At 71.6% G+C, this 6,023-nt stretch carries 6 protein-coding genes; 3 read left to right on the forward strand and 3 right to left on the reverse strand.

Annotated elements, in window-relative coordinates; genetic code table 11:
* On the reverse strand, window positions 1–503 hold a 503-nt coding region (locus tag ABTZ89_RS34390; RefSeq protein WP_351052720.1), incomplete at its 3' end, for a response regulator.
* Window positions 500–1,678 (reverse strand): sensor histidine kinase, encoded by a 1,179-nt coding sequence (locus ABTZ89_RS34395; RefSeq protein ID WP_351052723.1) that lies wholly within the window; start codon window positions 1,676–1,678, stop codon window positions 500–502. The genes ABTZ89_RS34395 and ABTZ89_RS34390, both read right to left, overlap by 4 nt.
* A 134-nt stretch (window positions 1,679–1,812) precedes the next feature.
* On the opposite strand from ABTZ89_RS34395, the gene ABTZ89_RS34400 reads away from it, so the two are divergent.
* The gene (locus ABTZ89_RS34400; RefSeq protein ID WP_351052726.1) at window positions 1,813–2,706 is read left to right on the forward strand and encodes an ABC transporter ATP-binding protein; all 894 of its coding nucleotides are present in this window, start codon (window positions 1,813–1,815) and stop codon (window positions 2,704–2,706) included.
* Window positions 2,703–3,428: an ABC transporter permease gene (locus ABTZ89_RS34405; protein WP_351052728.1), complete on the forward strand. Its 726-nt coding sequence runs from the start codon at window positions 2,703–2,705 to the stop codon at window positions 3,426–3,428. Before ABTZ89_RS34400 ends, ABTZ89_RS34405 begins: the two co-directional genes overlap by 4 nt.
* Window positions 3,429–3,486: 58 nt before the next feature.
* On the opposite strand, the gene ABTZ89_RS34410 is transcribed toward ABTZ89_RS34405, so the two are convergent.
* The gene (locus tag ABTZ89_RS34410; protein ID WP_270948646.1) at window positions 3,487–4,941 is read right to left on the reverse strand and encodes a dolichyl-phosphate-mannose--protein mannosyltransferase; all 1,455 of its coding nucleotides are present in this window, start codon (window positions 4,939–4,941) and stop codon (window positions 3,487–3,489) included.
* 347 nt (window positions 4,942–5,288) lie between these two features.
* On the opposite strand from ABTZ89_RS34410, the gene rsmI reads away from it, so the two are divergent.
* Window positions 5,289–6,005, forward strand: a complete 717-nt coding sequence (gene rsmI, locus ABTZ89_RS34415; protein WP_351052731.1) for a 16S rRNA (cytidine(1402)-2'-O)-methyltransferase — start codon at window positions 5,289–5,291, stop codon at window positions 6,003–6,005.
* Window positions 6,006–6,023: the final 18 nt, after the last annotated feature.

Raw genomic sequence — 6,023 nt, forward strand, 5'->3', positions numbered from 1 at the left:
GTGCCCGGGGCGAGGTGGACCGCCGTCGCGATGGTGGCGATCGTGCCGCCCTGGAGGGTGTGGGTGAGCAGTTCCAGCTCCCGGTCGGTGAGCGGGCAGGCGTCGCTGGTGAGCGCGCTGGCCGCGATCTCCGGGTCGATGTAGCGACCGCCGTCGTGCACGTCGCGCAGGATCACCGCCAAGCGCGATGCGGGCGTCGTCTTGGGGACGAAACCGCGGATCCCCGCCTGCAGGGCGCGTTTCAGGACGCCGGGGCGCGCGTGCCGGGTGACCAGCACGACCGGCACCTCCGCGCCGATCTGGCGGGCGGCCTGCACGCCGTCGAGCTCGGGCATCTCCAGGTCGAACACCGCGACGTCCGGCGCGTGCTCGCGCACCGCGCGGACCCCCTCCGCGCCGTTGCTGCACTGGGCGACGACGGACAGGTCCGGTTCCAGGTCCAGCAGCGCCGCGAGGGCACCTCGGATCAGGTCCTCGTCGTCGGCCAGCACCACTCGGATCACGACGTCCTCCCCGGTTCCGCGGCGGTTCCGCGCAGTTCGAACCAATCGTCCACCAGCCTCGCCTCGACGTGGCCGCCCATCGTGCTGAACCGCTGGCGCAACCCGTCGATGCCCGAACCCGCCTCTCCGTTCGGCGGTTTCACGCGGTCGTTGCGCAGCACGATGCTGGTGCGCGCACCCTCGACGGCGATGCTGAGCCGGCAGTTCTCCGCGCGCGAGTGGCGCAGGACGTTCGTCGTGCCCTCGCGCACCAGCGCGCCGAACAGCGGTTGCAGCGGTGGCGGCACCGCCGTCGCATCACCGTCCACAGTGGTCTTGACTCCGGCGGCTTCCAGGATCTCGCGGGCGTTGTCGAGCTCGGCGGTCAGCTTGCTGCCGCGGTAGCCGTGCACCACGTCGCGGGTGTCCTTCAGCGCGGTGCGGGCGAGTTCGGCGATCTCGGCGGCCTGTGCGCGCGCCGCCGCGTCGTCGTGGCCGACCAGGCGCTCGGTCAGCTCGCCCTTCAACGCGATCACCTGCAGGTGGTGGCCCTGGATGTCGTGCAGGTCGGCGGCGAACCGGAGCCGCTCGTTGGCGACCGCCAGCTCGGCGCTGACCGTCCGCGCCCGGTCGAGCTCGAGCACGATGTCCCAGAACCACACCGCGGCCAGCACCAGCGACATCACGATGGACACCAGGACGGCGGTGAAGACGCCGGGAATCAGCCCGCGCAGCGGGTCGTCCGGCGAACTCGCGAACGTGCCGATCACCGCCACCGCCAGCGCGGTGCCGATCGCCAGCGGCCAGCGCAGCCGGTACGGCGCGGCCGAGACGTGCACCCCGGCCAGGCCGCTGACCACCATCGACCACAGCGCACCGCTGCCGTCCTTGTGCATCGTGTAGGCCATCGCGGCCAGCGCGGCGGCGAACACCACGACGTGCACCACCGGGCGGTGCTTCCCGTGCCCGAGGCCCTGCATGAGGCTGGTGGCCATCCACGTGCCGTCGATCGCGGCCAGCACCGCGACCACCGCAAGCAGCACGACCTCGACGGTGCTGTAGCGGCCCTCCGACGCTCCGACCAGCAGGAGGAGCAGCGGGGCCAGCACGTAGAACGGCTGCATCGGCACGATCGACCACCACGTGTACCGGCGCAGGCGCCGGATGCGGCGGGGGTCGAACTCGGGGGTCGTCACGGGTACAGCATCGGACATTCCCGGCGATCGGCCGATCGAAATGACATGAGTCATCGATTTCGCTGACAGAACTGCGCCCGAGCGCTGACGGAACGCGCTACCGGCGCACTTCCGCCCCGGCGACGCTGGTTCCCATGACGACACCAGTGATCAGCGTGCAGGGCTTGCGCTGCCGCTACGGCGAGTTCGAGGCCGTCCGGGGGATCGACTTCGACGTGCAGGCCGGTGAGCTGTTCGCCCTGCTCGGCACGAACGGCGCCGGAAAGACGACCACGCTGGAGACCATCGAAGGGCACCGGGAGCCGAGCGGCGGAGTCGTGCGGGTCTTCGGGGAGGACCCGCGGCAGGACCGCTCGATCCGCCGCCGCATCGGCATCATGCTGCAGGAAGGCGGTTTCGCCGGGGACCTCACGGTGCTCGAAGCGGCGGAACTGGGCAGCGCGCTGACCAGCCGTCCGTCCGATGTGGACGAATCGCTGGCCGCGGTCGGGCTGGCCGGGCGGCGCGCGGTGCGCGTCCGGCAGCTCTCCGGCGGCGAGCGCCGTCGCCTCGACCTGGCGCTCGCCCTGCTCGGCGATCCGGACCTGCTGTTCCTCGACGAGCCGACCACCGGGATGGACCCGGAATCCCGCCGCGCCACCTGGGACCTGGTGCGCGGACTGCTCGCGCGCGGCACCACCGTCCTGCTGACCACGCACTACCTCGAAGAGGCCGAACGGCTCGCGCACCGGCTGGCGATCATGCACGAGGGGCGGATCGCGGTGTCCGGACGGCTGGTCGACGTGCTGGCCGCGCACCGCGCGCGGATCACCTTCGACGTCCAGCGCGACGCGGTGCTCCCACCGCTGGCCGGGACGGCGACCGTGACCGGCACGCACGTCGAGGTCCGCACCCCCGACCTGCAACAGGACCTGCACGCACTGCTGTCGTGGGCGGACGGCAGGTTCGAGCTGAGCGGTCTGCGCGCACACCACGCATCGCTGGAGGACGTCTTCCAGGGCGTCCGGGAGGAGGCACTGGTCGCATGACTTCGGCTGTTCTCGCCCTCGGGCGCACGGAGTGGAAGCTGCTGTCGCGGAACAAGGCCGTGCTGCTCAGCGCGACGACCGTGCCGCTGCTGCTCGGATTCGCGCTGGCCAACCACATCCCCGACGGCGCGGGCCCGCTCGCCTGGGCCGGAGCGCTGGGCATGCAGCTGCTGGCCGTCCAGGGCTTCACCGTCTACTTCACCACGACCGCGACCCTGGCCAGCCGCCGCGAGGACCGCTACCTCAAGCGGCTGCGCAGCGGAGAGGTGTCGGACGCGGTGGTCTTGGGCGGGCTGCTGCTACCGGTGGTCCTGCTGGGACTCGCGCAAACCGCGGTGGTGATCGCCATCGCCTTCGCCATGGGCGCCCCGACCCCGGTCAACCCGCTCCCGCTGGTGCTGGCCGTGCTGCTCGGGACCGCGATGTCCCTGGCAGCGGGCGCGGCCACCAGCGCCTGGACCGCGAGCTCGGAACAGGCGCAGATCACCACCATGCCCTGGTTCATGGTGCTGATCGGCGGAGCGGTGTGGCTGTCGATGAGCGCCGAGGTCGCGCCGCAGATGTACCTCGTGCCCAGCAGCGGCGTGATGGACCTGGCACGCGCGGCGATGACCGGCGCAAGCGCGCTGGACGTCCTCCCGGCCCTCGGTTCCCTCCTGGCCTGGACGGCCGTGTTGGCGCTGCTCTCCCGCACCTGGTTCCGCTGGGAACCCCGCGCTTGAGGCGTCGATTTCGACCGCCGCCGGTCTCGCGAGCTCGGGGGTCTCGCGAAACCGGCCCTCAGCGCCAGGAGGGGAGCCAGAGCTCCGCTTGCCAGTGCTCCGGGGTGATCGGGTCGCCGTTGAGGACCGGCCAGAGCCAGATGAAGTTCGCGACCACCAGGCCCACGTACAGGGCCACCGCGAGCAGGCCGGTCCGGCGCCGTTCGAAGTTGTGCTGCCGGGTGCCGAGGACCTCGCCCAGCACCAGCACGATGCCCAGGACCAGGAACGGGGCCAGCGGCGTCGCGTAGAAGTAGTACATCTGGCGGTCCAGGTTGAGGAACCACGGCAGGTAGCCCGCGCCGTAGCCCACCAGCACCGCGGCGTAGCGCCAGTCCATCCGGCTCGTCGCCCGCCAGACCGCCCAGCCCGCGACCGGCAGCGACAGCCACCACATCGCCGGCGTGCCGATCAGCATCGTCGCCTCGACGCAGTTGGCCCGGCCGCAGCCCGGCATCCCGGACTCGTAGTAGTAGAGCATCGGGCGCATGCCCATCGGCCACGCCCACGGCTTGGACTCCCACGGGTGCGGCGTCTTCGGCGTCACCAGGTGGGTGTGGAAGTCCAGCACGTTGAGCTGGTAGAAGATCAGCGACCGCAGCGGATCCGGCAGGAACCCGGCGCCGACGTCGTCGTGGAGGAGCACGGCGTGCCGGTCGGTGGCCGTCTCGCTGGCGAACCACATCGCCCAGGTGCCGAAGTACACCAGCAGCGGGATCGCCACCAGCGACCACAGCGCGGGCGCGGTGTCGCGCAGCAGCGCGGCCCGCCACGGGCGCGGCACCCCGGCCGAACGCCGGGCCAGCGCATCCCAGATCACGCTGAGCAGGCCGAACGCCATGATGTAGTAGATGCCGTTCCACTTGACGCCGCAGGCCAGCCCGAGCATCAGCCCCGCGCCGAACCGCCACCAGCGGAACCCCAGCCGCGGACCCCAGCGGCTGTCGGCCAGCCTGCCGTCCACGCAGACCTGCCACATCCGGCTGCGCACCTGGTCGCGGTCCACCAGCAGGCAGGCGAACGCGGCCAGCAGGAACATCGCCTGGAAGATGTCGAGCATCCCGACGCGGGACTGCACGTGGCTGACCCCGTCGCAGATCAGCAGGATGCCGGCGATCGCGCCGAGCATCGTGGAGCGCGTCATCCGGCGGGCGATGCGCACGACCAGCAGCACCATCAGCGCGCCGCTCAGCGCGGCCACGATCCGCCAGCCCCACGGGTTGTAGCCCAGCAGCCACTCGCCGATCGCGATCATCTGCTTGCCGACCGGCGGGTGCGCGACGAGCTCGTAACCGGGGTTGTCCTCGTAGCCGCCGTTGCGCAGCATCTGCCACGCCTGCGGCACGTAGTGCTTCTCGTCGAAGACCGGCGTGCCCTCGTTGGTCGCCCGGCCGAGGTCCCACAGCCGCACGACCACGGCGACCAGCGTGATCGCGAGGGTGACGAGCCAGCCGCGGAGCCGATCGGAGGGCATCGTCACGTCCAGCAGCGGGAGCGGATCGCTCTCGCCCGGTTGCCGCGCCGGTGGTGTGCGGCCGACGGGGACGAGGTCGTCGGCGCTGCGGCCACCGGGATTGGGGACGAGGACGCTCACGACCCCCGATCGTAGGAGACAAGAGCTCCTCCCGGTCCGGCGACGGGGCAGGTCGCTCGTACCGGGGGCTCGCAGTTTCAATTGAAACTGCGATTTCCCGTGCCTGGGTTCCGCAGTTTCAATTGAAACTGCGGTCCACGGGCGTGTCGTCGGCCCGACATGCCGGGGCGCGTCGGGGTGATGACCGGCGGGGAACCGGGGTGCTGTCGTCATTAGGCTTGGCGGTCATGGACTCCGGCACGTTGCTGCTCGCCGCCACGCCCCTCGGGGACATCCGCGACGCCTCCGCGCGGCTGATCGAGGCGCTCGGCTCGGCCGACGTCGTCGCCGCCGAGGACACCCGCAGGGTCCGGGCGCTGGCCAGCTCCCTCGAAGTCGCGTTGACCGGCAAGGTCGTCAGCTACTACGAGGCCGTCGAGTCCGCACGAGCCCCGATGCTGCTCGACGCTCTGCGCGAGGGACGCACGGTCCTGCTGGTCACCGACGCCGGCATGCCCAGCGTGTCCGACCCCGGGTACCGGCTGGTGACGGCGTGCATCGAGGCGCAGCTGCCGGTGACCTGCCTGCCGGGGCCGTCCGCGGTCACCACCGCGCTGGCGGTGTCCGGGCTGCCGTCCGACCGCTTCTGCTTCGACGGCTTCCCGCCGCGCAAGCAGGGGGAGCGGCGGCGCTGGTTCGGCCGGCTGGTCGCGGAAGAGCGGACCTGCGTGTTCTTCGAAGCGCCGCACCGGCTCGCCGACGCGCTGGCCGACGCCGTGGAGGTGCTCGGCGGGGAGCGGCGCGCGGCGGTGTGCCGCGAGCTGACCAAGACCTACGAGGAGATCCGCCGCGGCACCCTCGCGGAGCTGGCGGACTGGGCGGGCAGCGGGTACACCGACCACGCCATCTGCGGGCAGCTGTGCAGGCCCTCGGCGCGGAGCAGCAGCATGAGCGTTTGCAGGTAGAGACCGATGTCGACCCAT

Source organism: Saccharopolyspora sp. NPDC002686 (assembly GCF_040295745.1).
Classification (GTDB): domain Bacteria; phylum Actinomycetota; class Actinomycetes; order Mycobacteriales; family Pseudonocardiaceae; genus Saccharopolyspora; species Saccharopolyspora oryzae.

Coding starts and splice junctions, on each gene's coding strand:
- ABTZ89_RS34400 (WP_351052726.1), top strand. CDS start 1,813: ATGACGACACCAGTGATCAGCGTGCAGGGCTTGCGCTGCCGCTACGGC.
- ABTZ89_RS34405 (WP_351052728.1), top strand. CDS start 2,703: ATGACTTCGGCTGTTCTCGCCCTCGGGCGCACGGAGTGGAAGCTGCTG.
- ABTZ89_RS34410 (WP_270948646.1), bottom strand. CDS start 4,941: ATGCCCTCCGATCGGCTCCGCGGCTGGCTCGTCACCCTCGCGATCACG.
- rsmI (WP_351052731.1), top strand. CDS start 5,289: ATGGACTCCGGCACGTTGCTGCTCGCCGCCACGCCCCTCGGGGACATC.